The organism is Allokutzneria sp. NRRL B-24872 (assembly GCF_002155965.1).
In the GTDB taxonomy this organism is placed as follows: domain Bacteria; phylum Actinomycetota; class Actinomycetes; order Mycobacteriales; family Pseudonocardiaceae; genus Allokutzneria.
On record NZ_MUMH01000135.1, the window covers coordinates 17,297 to 32,832 of the forward strand.

General features: G+C 67.0%; 18 protein-coding genes. All 18 read right to left on the reverse strand.

Going from position 1 to position 15,536, the window contains the following annotated elements:
- Positions 1–2: 2 nt before the first annotated feature.
- Complete coding sequence (gene rplX, locus CCN37_RS30415) at positions 3–317, reverse strand: 50S ribosomal protein L24 (protein WP_086827448.1); 315 nt, start codon at positions 315–317, stop codon at positions 3–5.
- A 2-nt stretch (positions 318–319) separates the two neighbouring features.
- Positions 320–688, reverse strand: coding sequence for a 50S ribosomal protein L14 (gene rplN, locus CCN37_RS30420; RefSeq protein ID WP_086827450.1), 369 nt, complete (start codon positions 686–688; stop codon positions 320–322).
- 112 nt (positions 689–800) lie between these two features.
- Positions 801–1,073 carry a 30S ribosomal protein S17 gene (gene rpsQ / locus CCN37_RS30425; RefSeq protein ID WP_086827452.1) on the reverse strand — a complete coding sequence of 91 codons (273 nt, stop codon included), beginning with the start codon at positions 1,071–1,073 and terminating at the stop codon, positions 801–803.
- Positions 1,070–1,318, reverse strand: a complete 249-nt coding sequence (gene rpmC / locus CCN37_RS30430; RefSeq protein WP_030427399.1) for a 50S ribosomal protein L29 — start codon at positions 1,316–1,318, stop codon at positions 1,070–1,072. The genes rpsQ and rpmC overlap by 4 nt, the downstream gene beginning before the upstream one ends.
- A complete protein-coding gene (rplP, locus tag CCN37_RS30435; protein ID WP_030427398.1) occupies positions 1,318–1,737 on the reverse strand; it encodes a 50S ribosomal protein L16 in 420 nt (139 codons plus the stop codon). Before rplP ends, rpmC begins: the two co-directional genes overlap by 1 nt.
- Positions 1,738–1,740: 3 nt before the next feature.
- Positions 1,741–2,583 carry a 30S ribosomal protein S3 gene (rpsC, locus tag CCN37_RS30440; protein ID WP_086827454.1) on the reverse strand — a complete coding sequence of 281 codons (843 nt, stop codon included), beginning with the start codon at positions 2,581–2,583 and terminating at the stop codon, positions 1,741–1,743.
- Entirely contained in the window at positions 2,583–3,005 is a 423-nt protein-coding gene (rplV, locus tag CCN37_RS30445; RefSeq protein WP_086827456.1) for a 50S ribosomal protein L22, read from the reverse strand. Before rplV ends, rpsC begins: the two co-directional genes overlap by 1 nt.
- A 35-nt stretch (positions 3,006–3,040) precedes the next feature.
- A complete protein-coding gene (rpsS, locus tag CCN37_RS30450) occupies positions 3,041–3,322 on the reverse strand; it encodes a 30S ribosomal protein S19 (RefSeq protein ID WP_086827458.1) in 282 nt (93 codons plus the stop codon).
- An 18-nt stretch (positions 3,323–3,340) separates the two neighbouring features.
- Positions 3,341–4,174 carry a 50S ribosomal protein L2 gene (rplB, locus tag CCN37_RS30455; protein WP_086827460.1) on the reverse strand — a complete coding sequence of 278 codons (834 nt, stop codon included), beginning with the start codon at positions 4,172–4,174 and terminating at the stop codon, positions 3,341–3,343.
- 21 nt (positions 4,175–4,195) lie between these two features.
- Positions 4,196–4,495 (reverse strand): 50S ribosomal protein L23, encoded by a 300-nt coding sequence (gene rplW / locus CCN37_RS30460; protein ID WP_030427394.1) that lies wholly within the window; start codon positions 4,493–4,495, stop codon positions 4,196–4,198.
- Complete coding sequence (rplD, locus tag CCN37_RS30465; protein WP_086827462.1) at positions 4,492–5,178, reverse strand: 50S ribosomal protein L4; 687 nt, start codon at positions 5,176–5,178, stop codon at positions 4,492–4,494. Before rplD ends, rplW begins: the two co-directional genes overlap by 4 nt.
- On the reverse strand, positions 5,178–5,828 hold the full coding sequence (gene rplC, locus CCN37_RS30470; protein ID WP_086827464.1) for a 50S ribosomal protein L3: 651 nt from the start codon (positions 5,826–5,828) through the stop codon (positions 5,178–5,180). The genes rplD and rplC overlap by 1 nt, the downstream gene beginning before the upstream one ends.
- A 29-nt stretch (positions 5,829–5,857) precedes the next feature.
- Entirely contained in the window at positions 5,858–6,163 is a 306-nt protein-coding gene (rpsJ, locus tag CCN37_RS30475; protein ID WP_003938093.1) for a 30S ribosomal protein S10, read from the reverse strand.
- Between the two features lie 409 nt (positions 6,164–6,572).
- A complete protein-coding gene (gene tuf, locus CCN37_RS30480) occupies positions 6,573–7,766 on the reverse strand; it encodes an elongation factor Tu (RefSeq protein WP_086827466.1) in 1,194 nt (397 codons plus the stop codon).
- 119 nt (positions 7,767–7,885) lie between these two features.
- Positions 7,886–9,985, reverse strand: a complete 2,100-nt coding sequence (fusA, locus tag CCN37_RS30485; RefSeq protein ID WP_086827468.1) for an elongation factor G — start codon at positions 9,983–9,985, stop codon at positions 7,886–7,888.
- Between the two features lie 138 nt (positions 9,986–10,123).
- Positions 10,124–10,594, reverse strand: a complete 471-nt coding sequence (gene rpsG / locus CCN37_RS30490) for a 30S ribosomal protein S7 (protein ID WP_086827470.1) — start codon at positions 10,592–10,594, stop codon at positions 10,124–10,126.
- Entirely contained in the window at positions 10,594–10,968 is a 375-nt protein-coding gene (rpsL, locus tag CCN37_RS30495; protein ID WP_030427388.1) for a 30S ribosomal protein S12, read from the reverse strand. Before rpsL ends, rpsG begins: the two co-directional genes overlap by 1 nt.
- Before the next feature lie 595 nt (positions 10,969–11,563).
- Positions 11,564–15,475 (reverse strand): DNA-directed RNA polymerase subunit beta', encoded by a 3,912-nt coding sequence (locus tag CCN37_RS30500; protein WP_086827472.1) that lies wholly within the window; start codon positions 15,473–15,475, stop codon positions 11,564–11,566.
- Positions 15,476–15,536: the final 61 nt, after the last annotated feature.

Sequence of the window (15,536 nt, forward strand, 5' to 3'; positions counted from 1 at the left end):
GCTCAGATGTCCTTACCGTTCCGGCGCGACACGCGCACGCGGCGACCCTCGTCGGTCGTGCGGCTGCCGATGCGGGTCGGCTTGCCGTCCGCGTCGACGACCATCACGTTGCTCACGTGGATCGGGGCTTCCTGGGTGACGATGCCGCCGGAGGAGGCGCCACGCTGGGTCTGCGAGACCTTGGTGTGCTTCTTGATCCGGTTGACACCCTCGACCAGGACGCGGTTGCGGTCCGGGTAGGCCTGGATGACCTTGCCCTTGGCGCCCTTGTCCTTGCCGGCGATGACGACGACCGTGTCGCCCTTCTTCACCTTCATGGTCAGAGCACCTCCGGTGCGAGCGAGATGATCTTCATGAACTTCTTGTCGCGAAGCTCACGGCCGACCGGCCCGAAGATGCGGGTACCGCGCGGCTCGGTGTCGTTCTTGATCAGAACGGCGGCGTTCTCGTCGAAGCGGATGTAGGAACCATCCGGACGACGGCGCTCCTTGAGGGTGCGGACGATGACGGCCTTGACCACATCGCCCTTCTTCACGCCTGCGCCGGGCATCGCGTCCTTGACGGTGGCGACGATGACGTCGCCGATGCCGGCGTAGCGGCGACCGGAGCCACCGAGAACGCGGATGCAGAGGATTTCCTTCGCACCCGTGTTGTCGGCGACGCGCAGTCGCGACTCCTGCTGGATCACTTCTCTTTACTCCCTGACCCTGTGTGGCACACCAGATTTCCGACCTGATGCACGCGGTCTGATGTCCGACCAGTGCCCCGCACCCGGGATTCGGGTGCGGGGCCTGGGGAATCTACTTGGCCTTCTCGAGGATCTCCATGAGGCGCCAGCGCTTGGTCGCCGACAGCGGCCGGGTCTCCATGAGGAGGACGCGGTCGCCGACGCCGGCGGTGTTCTCCTCGTCGTGCGCCTTCACCTTGGTGGTGGAGCGCAGGACCTTGGAGTAGCGCGGGTGCTTCTTGCGGTCCTCGAGCGAGACGACGATGGTCTTGTCCATCTTGTCCGAGACCACGTAGCCCTCGCGGACCTTACGGTTGTTACGCACGGTGCTCTTCTCGTCGCTCATGCCGCACCCTCATCCTGAGAGGTCCCGTCCGGGGAGACCGACAGGCCGAGCTCGCGCTCGCGCATGACGGTGTAGATCCGGGCGATGTCGTGGCGGATGGCGCGAAGCCGACGGTTGTTGTCGAGCTGGCCGGTAGCCATCTGGAAGCGGAGGTTGAACAGCTCCTCCTTGGCTTCCCTCAGACGCAGCACGAGCTCCTCGTCGGTGAGCTCACGCAGCTCGGAAGCGGTGGTCGCCGCTGCCATCAGAACTCACCACCCTCTCGCGTGACGATGCGGCACTTCATCGGAAGCTTGTGGATCGCGCGGCGCAGGGCCTCGCGAGCCGTGGCCTCGTTCGGGTAGTTCATCTCGAACATGACCCGACCGGGCTTGACGTTGGCCACCCAGTACTCGGGCGAACCCTTACCGGAACCCATGCGGGTCTCGGCAGGCTTCTTGGTGAGCGGGCGGTCCGGGAAGATGTTGATCCACACCTTGCCACCACGGCGGATGTGCCGGGTGATGGCGATACGCGCGGACTCGATCTGCCGGTTGGTGACGTAGGCCGGCTCCAGAGCCTGGATGCCGAACTCGCCGAAGACCACCTTGGTGCCACCCTTGGCAGCGCCCGAGCGACTCGGGTGGTGCTGCTTGCGGTGCTTGACCTTGCGTGGGATGAGCACGTCTCAGCCCTCACTCTTCTCGGCCGCGCTGCCGTTGTTCACCGGCGCGGTCGACTCGGTCGCGGCGGACGCCTTGGCCTCGGCCGGAGCCTCGGCCGCGGCACGCCCGGCCTCGGTGCTCGTCGGCGTGGTGCCGGAAGCACCGGAGCGACGACGGGCCGGACGCTCACGACGCGGCGCGCGGGACTCGGGGGCGACGTTCTCGCTCGGCCTGCGGCCGCCGACGACGTCACCCTTGTAGATCCACACCTTCACGCCGATGCGGCCGAAGGTGGTGCGGGCCTCGAACAGGCCGTAGTCCACGTCCGCGCGCAGCGTGTGCAGCGGAACGCGACCCTCGCGGTAGAACTCCGAGCGGGACATCTCGGCGCCGCCGAGACGGCCCGAGCACTGCACCCGGATGCCCTTGACCTGCGGGGAACGCATGGAGGACTGAATCCCCTTGCGCATCGCACGACGGAAGGACACGCGGTTGGACAGCTGCTCCGCGACGACCTGGGCGACGAGCTGGGCGTCGGCCTCGGGGTTCTTGACCTCGAGGATGTTCAGCTGGACCTGCTTCTTGGTCAGCTTCTCCAGCTCGGACCGGATGCGGTCGGCCTCCGCGCCGCGACGGCCGATGACGATGCCCGGCCGGGCGGTGTGGATGTCGACGCGAACCCGGTCACGGGTCCGCTCGATCTCCACCTTGGCGATACCGGCACGCTCCATGCCCTTGGAGAGCAGGCGGCGGATCTTGACGTCCTCCGCCACGTACTCCGCGTACTGCTTGTCGGCATACCAGCGGGACTTCCAGTCAGTGGTGATCCCCAGCCGGAAGCCGTGCGGGTTGATTTTCTGACCCACTACCGGGCACTCCCCTTCGCGCTGGTCTTGCGGCCCGAGGCGGCCTTGACGGCCTTCGGACGCGACTCGACCTCGACGGTGATGTGGCTGGTGCGCTTCCGAATTCGGTACGCACGGCCCTGAGCCCGCGGACGGATCCGCTTGGCCGTCGGGCCCTCGTCCACGTACACCGTGCTCACCCAGAGGGTGTCAGGGTCGAGGTCGAGGTTGTTCTCGGCGTTGGCCATGGCACTGGCAAGCACCTTCGACACCGGACCGCTGGCGGCCTGCGGCGCGAACTGGAGCACTGCCAGGGCCTCCTGGGCGTTACGGCCCCTGATCAGCTCGACCACACGCCGGACCTTCATCGGCGACATGTGGACGTAGCGGGCCCGCGCCACGGCGCGCGGGAATTCCTCCGCGCTAGCGGCATCGTTACCCATTGCTGCTACCCCTTGCTCTGCGTTCGGTCACTGGCCTAGCGGCGACGCGACTTGCGGTCGTCCTTGATGTGGCCCTTGAAGGTGCGCGTCGGGGCGAACTCGCCCAACTTGTGCCCCACCATGGCCTCGGAGACGAACACCGGAACGTGCTTGCGGCCGTCGTGCACCGCGATGGTGTGCCCCAACATGTCTGGAATGATCGTCGAACGACGGGACCAGGTCTTGATCACCGTCTTCTTGCTCGCCTCGTTGAGCGCGTCCACCTTCTTGAGCAGGTGGTCGTCAACGAAGGGGCCCTTCTTCAGGCTGCGTGGCATCCTTCACTCCCTCCCTGCTCAGCGCTTCTTACCGGTGCGACGACGCCGGACGATGAGCTTGTCGCTGGGCTTGCTCCGACGGGTACGCCCCTCGGGCTTACCGGCGGGGTTGACCGGGTGGCGACCACCGGAGGTCTTACCCTCACCACCACCGTGCGGGTGGTCGACGGGGTTCATGGCGACACCACGGACGGTCGGGCGCTTGCCCTTCCACCTCATGCGGCCGGCCTTGCCCCAGTTGATGTTGGCGTGCTCGGAGTTTCCGACCTCGCCAATGGTCGCGCGGCAGCGCACGTCGACGTTGCGGATCTCGCCCGACGGCAGCCGGAGCTGCGCGTAGGGACCGTCCTTGGCGACCAGCTGAACGCTGGCGCCCGCCGAACGCGCCATCTTCGCGCCGCCGCCGGGGCGGAGCTCGATGGCGTGCACCACGGTGCCGACCGGGATGTTGCGCAGCGGCAGGTTGTTGCCCGGCTTGATGTCGGCCTTGGGGCCGTTCTCCACCATGTCGCCCTGGCGAAGCTTGCCCGGCGCCACGATGTAGCGCTTCTCGCCGTCGACGTAGTGCAGCAGGGCGATGCGGGCGGTGCGGTTGGGGTCGTACTCGATGTGAGCGACCTTGGCCGGGATGCCGTCCTTGTCGAATCGACGGAAGTCGATCAGACGGTAGGCACGCTTGTGGCCACCACCCTTGTGCCGCGTAGTGATCTTGCCCGACGCGTTGCGGCCACCAGTGCCGTGCAGCGGGCGGATCAGCGACTTCTCCGGCGTCGACCGAGTGATCTCGGCGAAGTCGGACACGCTGGAGCCTCGACGGCCAGGCGTCGTCGGCTTGTACTTGCGAATGCCCATCTCGTCAGCAGTCCTCGTTCATCAGGCGGCCGGGCCGCCGAAGATCTCGATCGGCTTGCTCTCGGCGGACAGCGTCACGATGGCGCGCTTGGTGTCCTTGCGCTTGCCAAAACCGGTGCGGGTCCGCTTGCGCTTTCCCTGGCGGTTCAACGTGTTGACGCTGACGACCTTGACGCCGAAGACCTTCTCGACCGCGATCTTGATCTCGGTCTTGTTGGCGTCCGGACGCACCAAGAACGTGTACTTGTTCTCCTCGAGCAGTCCGTAGGACTTCTCGGAGATCACCGGTGCGACGAGGATGTCGCGCGGGTCGGGGATCACTTCGCGACCTCCTCGAGCTCACTGGAGCGCGCGACCGCCGTTGCCGACTTGCCCTTGATCGGGCCGGCGACGAAGACGTCGAACGCGTCCTTGGTGAACAGCACGTCGTCGTTGACCAGCACGTCGTAGGTGTTGAGCTGGTCGGGCGCGATGGCGTGCACGTTGGGCAGGTTGCGCAGGCTCAGCCAGGCGGCGTCATCGCCACGCCCGACCACGACAAGGATCTTCTTGGAGGTGCTGGCCAGGGCCAGGACCTTCTTCGCGTCCTTGGTGGAGGGGGCGTCGGCGGCGACGATGCCGGTGAACACGTGCACCTTGTCGTTGCGGGCCCGGTCGGAGAGGGCACCGCGCAGGGCGGCGGCCTTCATCTTCTTGGGGGTCCGCTGGTCGTAGTCACGCGGCTGCGGGCCGTGCGAGGCACCACCACCGGAGAAGTGCGGCGCGCGGGTCGAGCCCTGACGGGCGCGGCCGGTGCCCTTCTGCCGGTACGGCTTCTTGCCACCACCGGAGACATCGCCCCGGGTCTTGGTGGCGTGGGTGCCCTGACGGGCCGCGGCCTGCTGAGCGACGACGACCTGGTGCATCAGCGCGATGTTCGCCTGCACGTCGAAGATCTCAGCGGGGAGCTCGACGGTGCCGTCGGTCTTGCCGTCCGGGGTACGGACGTCGAGGGTCTTGCTCATCACGCACCACCCTTCGCGGCGCTCTTGACGAACACCAGGCCGCCCTTGGGACCGGGAACGGCGCCCTTGATGAGCAGCAGCCCGGCTTCGGAGTCGACCTTGTGCACGGTCACGTTCTGGGTGGTCACCCGCACGTGGCCCATCCGGCCGGCCATGCGGACGCCCTTGAACACGCGGCCCGGGGTGGCGCAGCCACCGATCGAGCCGGGCGAGCGGTGCACCTTCTCGGCACCGTGGCTCGCGCCGAGGCCCGAGAAGCCGTGCCGCTTCATGACGCCCGCGAAGCCCTTGCCCTTGCTGGTGCCGACCACGTCGACGACCGCGCCGGTCTCGAAGACCTCGGCGGTCAGCTCCTGGCCGACCTCGTAGGTGTCGGCGTCGGCCGTGCGCAGCTCCACCAGGTGGCGGCGCGGGGTCACGCCCGCCTTGGTGAAGTGGCCGCCACGGGGCTTGTTGACCTTGCGGGGGTCAATAGCGCCGAAGGCGAGCTGCACGGCCTTGTAGCCGTCTTTCTCATCGGTGCGGACCTGGGTAACCATGCACGGCCCGGCCTTCACGACGGTCACCGGGACAACCCGGTTGTTCTCGTCGAAGACCTGGGTCATACCGAGCTTGGTGCCCAGGATCCCCTTAACCTGCTTGTCAGACATGGGTCTCGTTACTCTCCGCCGCGCCTAGCTCACTGAATGTTGACGTCGACGCTGGCCGGCAGGTCGATGCGCATGAGCGCGTCCACCGTCTTCGGCGTGGGGTCGAGGATGTCGATCAGACGCTTGTGCGTACGCATCTCGAAGTGCTCGCGCGAGTCCTTGTACTTGTGCGGCGATCGGATGACGCAGTAAACGTTCTTCTCAGTGGGCAGCGGCACCGGCCCGACAACCCGAGCGCCGGTGCGCGTCACGGTCTCGACGATCTTGCGCGCGGACGCGTCGATCGCCTCGTGGTCGTAGGCCTTGAGCCGAATGCGGATCTTTTGTCCCGCCATGATGGCTTGCCGTTCCTCGTCTTCTCGTACCGCTGCTGCGGGTTCCTCGTTGCCCATCTGCCCTGGACTCATCTCGCCCGGGAGGCATCAGGCCGCGGGTGGCGCCCCTGTTCAGGTGTCACGGTGCCCGGTCCACGCGGTCGGGCGTGTTGCGCCCGTGAGCATGGATCGGCCCCACTGACAACGTCTGTGGGGGTGGCCCTTCGGCCTTAGCGCCCCCCGCTCCTCGTCGTACCAGGAGAACCAGGGCGCTAGGCGCTCGTGCGGAGGCGGCCGGATCGCAGATGTCCCCGACCGCCTCGCCGAGCAACCCAAACAGGATGCCACACGCGGACGTGGGCTTCCAAATCGGGGCAGGCGTTCTGGCGAACGCCGTGGGGGAGGTCACTGGGACCTCCCCCACCGGGTACTACTTGATGACCTTGGTGACCTGGCCGGCACCGACGGTCCGACCACCCTCGCGGATGGCGAACTTCAGGCCCTCCTCCATGGCGATCGGCTGGATCAGCTGAACCGACATGACGGTGTTGTCGCCGGGCATGACCATCTCGGTGCCCTCGGGGAGGGTCACGACGCCGGTCACGTCAGTCGTCCGGAAGTAGAACTGCGGACGGTAGTTGTTGAAGAACGGCGTGTGACGGCCACCCTCGTCCTTGGACAGGATGTACGCCTGGCCCTCGAACTCGGTGTGCGGGGTGACGCTGCCCGGCTTGCACAGCACCATGCCGCGCTCGACGTCCTCGCGCTTGATGCCGCGGACCAGCAGGCCCACGTTGTCGCCCGCCTGGCCCTGGTCGAGCAGCTTGCGGAACATCTCGACGCCGGTGACGGTGGTCTTCATCGACTTCTCGCGGATGCCGATGATCTCGACCTCCTCGTTGACGTTGACGACGCCACGCTCGATGCGGCCGGTGACGACCGTGCCACGACCGGTGATCGTGAAGACGTCCTCAACGGGCATGAGGAAGGTCTTCTCGACGTCGCGAACCGGCTCGGGGATGTTCTCGTCCACGGCCGCCATGAGCTCGAGCAGCTTGCCGCCCCACTCCTTGTCGCCCTCGAGCGCCTTCAGCGCCGAGACGCGCACGACGGGGAGGTCGTCGCCCGGGTACTCCTGCGAGGACAGCAGCTCGCGGACCTCGAGCTCGACGAGCTCCAGGATCTCCTCGTCGTCCACCATGTCGGACTTGTTCAGCGCCACCACGATGTAGGGCACGCCGACCTGGCGGGCGAGCAGCACGTGCTCACGGGTCTGCGGCATCGGACCGTCGGTCGCCGCGACCACCAGGATCGCGCCGTCCATCTGCGCGGCACCGGTGATCATGTTCTTGATGTAGTCGGCGTGACCGGGGCAGTCAACGTGCGCGTAGTGACGGTTCTCCGTCTGGTACTCGATGTGGGCGATCGAGATGGTGATACCGCGGGCCTTCTCCTCCGGCGCCTTGTCGATCTCGTCGAACGGCGTGAAGGGGTTCAGGTCCGGGAACGCGTCGTGCAGAACCTTGGAAATCGCCGCGGTCAGCGTCGTCTTTCCGTGGTCGATGTGACCGATGGTTCCGATGTTGACGTGCGGCTTGGTCCGCTCGAACTTCGCCTTCGCCACTGGATTGTCCTCCTGGACTTAGTTCTTGAGTGTTCGCCGATCGATCGGCGTCCCTGTCAGGGTCGGTGCGCCGCGGGGACCGGAGCCCCCGCGCGCGCCGAATGTGCGTTGCTCGGGGCTTATTCGCCCGTCGCCTTCGCGATGATCTCCTTCGCCACGCTCGCGGGAACCTCGGCGTAGGAGTCGAACTGCATCGAGTAGTTCGCACGTCCCTGGGTCCTGGACCGCAGGTCACCGACGTAACCGAACATCTCCGACAGCGGCACGAGCGCCTTGACGACGCGAGAGCCACTGCGCTCGTCCATGGACTGGATCTGCCCACGACGAGAGTTAAGGTCACCGATGACGTCGCCCATGTAGTCCTCGGGCGTGGTGACCTCAACGGCCATCATCGGCTCCAGGATCACCGGATCGGCCTTGCGGGCGGCCTCCTTGAGGGCCATCGATCCGGCGATCTTGAACGCCATTTCCGAGGAGTCAACCTCGTGGTAGGCGCCATCCAGCAGGCTGACCTTCAAGCCCACCAGCGGGTAGCCGGCGAGCACGCCGTACTGCATGGCGTCCTGGGCACCGGCGTCGACCGACGGGATGTACTCCCGCGGGATGCGACCACCGGAAACCTTGTTCGCGAACTCGTACGTCGCACCGTCCTCGGACTCCAGCGGCTCCAGCGCGATGATGACCCGCGCGAACTGACCGGAGCCACCGGTCTGCTTCTTGTGCGTGTACTCGTGCTTGTCCACCTTGCGGCGGATGGACTCGCGGTAGGCCACCTGGGGCTTACCGATGTTGGCCTCGACCTTGAACTCGCGGCGCATGCGGTCCACCAGGATGTCCAGGTGGAGCTCGCCCATGCCGGCGATGATGGTCTGCCCGGTCTCCTCGTCCAGGTTGACCCGGAACGTCGGGTCCTCCTCGGCGAGCTTCTGGATCGCGGTGCCCAGCTTCTCCTGGTCGGCCTTGGTCTTGGGCTCGATCGCCACCTGGATGACCGGCTCGGGGAAGGTCATGGACTCCAGCACGATGGGCGCCTGCGGGTCGCAGAGCGTCTCACCGGTGGTGGTGTCCTTGAGACCGATCACCGCGTAGATGTGGCCGACCGAGGCCTCATCGACCGGGTTCTCCTTGTTGGCGTGCATCTGGAAGATCTTCCCGATGCGCTCCTTGCGGTCCTTGGTCGAGTTGATGACCTGGGTGCCCGCAGCGACCTTGCCCGAGTAGACCCGGATGTAGGTGAGCTTGCCGAAGAACGGGTGCGCGGCGATCTTGAACGCCAGCGCCGCGAAGGGCTCCTCGCTGGAGGGCTTGCGGAAGGCCGGGGTCTCCCCGTCCTTCAGCGTGCCCTCGACCGGCGGGAGGTCGCCCGGCGCCGGCAGGTAGTCGATGACCGCGTCGAGCATGGGCTGGACGCCCTTGTTCTTGAACGCGGAACCGCACATGACCGGGAAGCCGGAACGGTCGACCACGATCTTGCGGATACCGGTCTTGAGCTGCTCGACGGTCAGCTCCTCGCCACCGAGGTAGAGCTCCATGAGCTCGTCGTCGGTCTCGGCGACGGCCTCGACCAGCTTCTCCCGGTACTCGGCGACCACGTCGGCCATGTCGGCCGGGATCTCCTCGACCGTGTAGTCCTCGCCCTTCTGGACCTCACCACGCCAGGTCAGCGCGCGCATCTCGACCAGGTCGACGAGGCCGATGAAGTCGGACTCGGAGCCGATCGGGAGCTGGATGACGACCGGCTTGGCGCCGAGGCGCTCGATGATCGTCTTCACGGTGAAGTAGAAGTCCGCACCGAGCTTGTCCATCTTGTTGACGAAGCAGATGCGCGGCACGTCGTACTTGTCGGCCTGGCGCCAGACCTGCTCCGACTGCGGCTCGACGCCTTCCTTGCCGTCGAACACGGCGACGGCGCCGTCGAGCACGCGCAGGTTGCGCTCCACCTCGACGGTGAAGTCCACGTGACCCGGCGTGTCGATGATGTTGATCTGGTGGTTCTTCCAGAAACAGGTCGTCGCGGCGGACGTGATCGTGATGCCGCGCTCCTGCTCCTGCTCCATCCAGTCCATCACGGCGGCGCCGTCGTGCACCTCGCCGATCTTGTAGCTGATCCCGGTGTAGAACAGGATCCGCTCGGTCGTGGTGGTCTTGCCCGCGTCGATGTGGGCCATGATCCCGATGTTGCGGACCTTGGCCAGGTCAGTCAGCACGTCGAGTGCCACGGGTCTCGTCCTCGTTTCGTCTTTGCTTAAGCGCGGTGGGGCGGGCGTACATGTGAACTGAAAGGGTCCTGCAGGCAGGCCGCGCGGTGATTTCGCTCGACCTGCGAGCAGGCACCTGTCAGCCCGGCGCCCGGAGGCTCACCAGCGGTAGTGCGCGAAGGCCTTGTTGGACTCGGCCATCTTGTGCGTGTCCTCGCGGCGCTTGACGCTCGCGCCGAGGCCGTTGCTCGCGTCGAGCAGCTCGTTGGCCAGGCGGTCGATCATGGTCTTCTCGCGGCGGGCGCGGGAGTAGCTGACCAGCCAGCGCAGCGCCAGCGTGGTGGAGCGACCGGCCTTGACCTCGATCGGCACCTGGTAGGTGGCGCCACCGACGCGACGGCTCTTGACCTCGATGGTCGGCTTCACGTTGTCGAGCGCGCGCTTCAGCGTGACGACCGGGTCCGCCTGGTTCTTCTCCCGGCAGTTCTCCAGGGCGCCGTAGACGATGCGCTCGGCGATGGACCGCTTGCCGTCCACCAGCACCTTGTTCACCAGCTGGGTGACCAGCGGCGACTGGTACACGGGGTCGGCGATGAGCGGCCGCTTCGGGGCGGGGCCCTTGCGAGGCATTAGCTCTTCTCCTTCTTGGCGCCGTAGCGGCTGCGAGCCTGCTTACGGTTCTTGACGCCCTGGGTGTCCAGAGACCCACGGATGATCTTGTAGCGCACGCCCGGGAGGTCCTTCACACGACCGCCGCGCACGAGCACCATCGAGTGCTCCTGGAGGTTGTGGCCCTCACCCGGGATGTATGCGGTGACCTCGATGCCGCTGGTCAGCTTCACGCGAGCGACCTTGCGGAGCGCGGAGTTCGGCTTCTTGGGCGTGGTGGTGTAAACGCGGGTGCACACACCGCGCCGCTGCGGACACGCCTTGAGCGCCGCGGTCTTGGTCTTGGTGACCTTGTCCTGGCGGCCCTTGCGGACCAGCTGCTGGATCGTGGGCATGGACCGTCTTTCTGTAGCGTTCGCGTCTTCGGGCACCCAGCCGGGCGCCGCAGGCACTGTGTACTTGGGTTCCTCCGTACCCCGAGGTCGGGCGTGTCGCCCGCTCGTGGGTCCTCCTGGCGACCACGAAAATCCATGGAGCGCCCATCAGAGATGAGAAGGAGTTCCGTGCTCTCGCCCCGGGTCCGGTGCACAGCACCTGCCCAGAGGCAGACGGAGCGGCCCGACGCTAAGTCGGGCACGAGCAGCAAAGATACCTTCGCGTGCTCGCCCGGGTCAAAACGGGGGCCTGTTATCCACGCGACGCAGCCGGTCAGGCGTGCCGAACCAGCGTTGACGCCGCTCCGAACAGGGTATCGCGCCAGGTCCGGGCCCCGCGGGCGGGGGTACCCCAACGCGGGGGTGTGACGAGGATGACGTCCCGCCCCACCCCGTCCCGCCAGCGCGAACCCGGCTTCGCGACAGGGACCGCGAGGCGCCCGGCACGCAGCGCGAGCGCCCCGCACTCCCCCGCGCCGGGTACCCCGCACCGGAAGACGGGAGAAGCCCCCGGCACCGAGGTGCCAGGGGCTTCTCTTCGTCACTGACCAGAGCTTCAGCGGAAGTCGCGGCCGAAGTCGTAGTCGTCCAGCGGGACAGCCGCACCGGTGCCGGTGCCGAAGACGTCCGGCGTGTAGTAGCCGTCGTCGTAGGACGGGATGGCGTAGGCCGCGGCCCGCGCTTCCTCCGTCGGCTGGACCTGGATGTTGCGGTAGCGGTTGATGCCCGTACCGGCCGGGATCAACTTACCGATGATCACGTTCTCCTTCAGGCCGATCAGCTTGTCGCTCTTGCCGTTGATCGCGGCATCGGTGAGGACTCGCGTGGTCTCCTGGAAGGAGGCCGCCGACAGCCACGACTCGGTGGCCAGCGACGCCTTGGTGATGCCCATCAGCACCGGGCGGCCGGAGGCGGCCTCGCGGCCCTCCGCGACGACGCGGCGGTTCTCCGCCTCGAAGTCGGCCCGCTCGATCAGCGCACCGGGGAGGAACTCCGCGGCACCCGAGTCGATGATCGTCACGCGGCGCAGCATCTGCCGCACGATGACCTCGATGTGCTTGTCGTGGATGGACACGCTCTGCGTCCGGTACACCTTCTGGACCTCGCGGACCAGGTGCAGCTGGGCCTCGCGCGGGCCCATGACGCGCAGCACCTCGTGCGGGTCGACGGCGCCTTCGAGCAGCTGCTGGCCGACGGTGACGTGGTCGCCGTCCTGCAGCGGACGCTCGGAGCCGTCCGCCTTGATCGTCGCGAGCCACTGCCTGCGCGACAGCTTCTCGTAGACGATCTCCTCGGAGCCGTCGTCCGGGGTGATGGTGATCTTCCGGAAGCGGTCGCCCTCTTCGATCTGCACGCGACCGTCGGTGTCGGCGATCGGCGCCTTGCCCTTGGGGACGCGGGCCTCGAAGAGCTCGGTGACACGGGGCAGACCGGTGGTGATGTCGTCTCCGGCAACACCGCCCTGGTGGAAGGTACGCATCGTCAGCTGCGTGCCCGGCTCACCGATCGACTGCGCGGCCACGATGCCGACGGCCTCGCCGACGTCCACCAGCTGACCGGTGGCCATCGAGCGGCCGTAGCAGGTCGCGCAGATGCCGACCTTGGACTCGCAGGTCAGGACGCTGCGGACCTTGACCTTGTGCACGCCACCGGCGAACAGCGCGTCGATGGCCGGGTCCCCGAGATCGCCACCCCTGCCGACGAGCAGGTTGCCCTCGGCGTCGGTGATGTCCTCGGAGGCGGCACGGGCGTAGACGCTGGTCTGCACGTACCGGTGCTTGATCGCGGTGCCGTCCGGGCCGGGCTCGGTCAGCGCCATGATGATGCCGCGCTCGGTGCCGCAGTCGGTCTCGCGCACGATGACGTCCTGCGAGACGTCCACCAGACGGCGGGTCAGGTAACCCGAGTCGGCGGTGCGCAGCGCGGTGTCGGCGAGGCCCTTGCGGGCACCGTGGGTGGCGATGAAGTACTCGACCACGGACAGCCCCTCGCGGAAGCTGTTCTTGATCGGCCGAGGGATGTACTCACCCTTCGGGTTCGTCACCAGACCACGCATACCGGCCAGCGAGCGGACCTGGGTCATGTTGCCCGCCGCGCCGGACTTGACGATCACCTTGATCGGGTTGTTGTCCGGGAAGGCGTCTTCCATGATCGCCGCGACCTCGTTGGTCGCGTTGGTCCAGATCTTGACCAGCTCGTTGTTGCGCTCGGTGTAGGAGAGCAGACCGCGCTGGTAGCGCTTCTCGACCTGGGCGGCCTTGTCCTCGTGCTCGTCCAGGATGCCCTGCTTGGCCTCCGGCACGATGACGTCGGAGATCGCGATGGTCACACCGGAGCGGGTGGCCCAGTGGAAACCCGCGTCCTTGAGCCGGTCCAGCGTCTGCGCGACCGTCACCATCGGGTAGCGCTCGGCGAGGTCGTTGACGATCTCCGACTGCCGCTTCTTCGGGAGCACCTCGTTGATGAACGGGTAGTCCGAGGGCAGCAGCTCGTTGAACAGCACCCGGCCCAGGGTCGTCTCGGCCAGCCACGGCTGACCGGGCTCCCAGCCCTCCGGCTGGACGCCGCGCGGCGGCACCTGGTCGGTGAGGCGGACCTTGATCTGCGCCTGCAGGTCGATCACACCGCGGTCGAAGGCCATGATGGCCTCGGCCGGGGAGGTGAACGCGCGCCCCTCGCCCTTGGCCGTCTCCACGCTCTTGGTGAGGTGGTAGAGGCCGGTGACCATGTCCAGACGCGGCATCGCCAGCGGCCGCCCGGAGGCGGGCGAGAGGATGTTGTTGCTGGACAGCATCAGGATGCGCGCCTCGGCCTGTGCCTCGGCGGACAGCGGCAGGTGGACCGCCATCTGGTCACCGTCGAAGTCGGCGTTGAACGCCTCGCAGACCAGCGGGTGCAGCTGGATCGCCTTGCCCTCGACCAGCTGCGGCTCGAACGCCTGGATGCCCAGGCGGTGCAGCGTCGGAGCACGGTTGAGCAGCACCGGGTGCTCGGTGATGACCTCTTCCAGCACGTCCCACACGGCGGGGCGCGAGCGCTCCACCATCCGCTTGGCGGACTTGATGTTCTGCGCGTGGTTGAGGTCGACCAGCCGCTTCATCACGAAGGGCTTGAACAGCTCCAGCGCCATCTGCTTGGGCAGACCGCACTGGTGCAGCTTCAGCTGCGGGCCGACCACGATGACCGAACGGCCGGAGTAGTCGACGCGCTTGCCGAGCAGGTTCTGGCGGAACCGGCCCTGCTTGCCCTTGAGGAGGTCGGACAGCGACTTCAGGGGGCGGTTGCCCGGCCCGGTGACCGGGCGACCGCGGCGGCCGTTGTCGAACAGCGCGTCGACGGCCTCCTGCAGCATCCGCTTCTCGTTGTTGACGATGATCTCGGGCGCGCCGAGGTCGATCAGTCGCTTGAGGCGGTTGTTGCGGTTGATCACGCGGCGGTACAGGTCGTTCAGGTCGGAGGTGGCGAAGCGGCCACCGTCGAGCTGGACCATCGGGCGCAGGTCCGGCGGGATGACCGGAACGCAGTCCAGCACCATGCCCTGCGGGTTGTTGCGGGTGGCCTGGAACGCCGCGACGACCTTGAGGCGCTTGAGCGCGCGGAGCTTCTTCTGCCCCTTGCCCGAGCGGATGGTCTCGCGGAGGTTCTCGCCCTCGGCGTCGACGTCGAAGTTGGCCAGCAGCTTCTGGATCGACTCCGCGCCCATGGCGCCGGTGAAGTACTCGCCGTAGCGGTCGATGAGCTCGCGGTAGAGCATCTCGTCGGCGATCAGCTGCTGCGGAGCCAGCTTGACGAAGGTGTCCCAGATCTCGTCGAGGCGGTCGATCTCCCGCTGCGCGCGGTCGCGCAGCTGGCGCATCTCGCGCTCGCCGCCCTCCTTGACCTTGCGGCGGACGTCGCTCTTGGCGCCCTCGGCCTCGAGTTCGGCCAGGTCGGTCTCGAGCTTCTGCGCGCGGGCCTCGATGTCGGCGTCGCGCTTGTCCTCGACCCGCTTGCGCTCGACCTGCATCTCGTTCTCGAGCGTGGCCTGGTCGTTGTGGCGCATCTCCGTGTTCACCGTGGTGATCACGTAGGCGGCGAAGTAAATGATCTTCTCGAGGTCCTTCGGGGCCAGGTCGAGCAGATAGCCCAACCGGCTCGGGACGCCCTTGAAGTACCAGATGTGCGTGACCGGCGCGGCCAGTTCGATGTGGCCCATCCGCTCGCGACGCACCTTGGCGCGGGTCACCTCGACGCCGCAGCGCTCACAGATGATGCCCTTGAAGCGGACACGCTTGTACTTGCCGCAGTAGCACTCCCAGTCCCGGGTCGGACCGAAGATCTTCTCGCAGAAGAGTCCGTCCTTCTCGGGCTTGAGGGTGCGGTAGTTGATGGTCTCGGGCTTCTTGACCTCGCCGAAGGACCACTGACGGATGTCGTCGGCCGTTGCGAGGCCGATGCGGAGCTCGTCGAAGAAGTTGACGTCAAGCACGTCGGCTCTTCTCCCCTTTTACATTCGGGATTAGGGGCGGGTGGCTAAGCCGGGAGCGGGT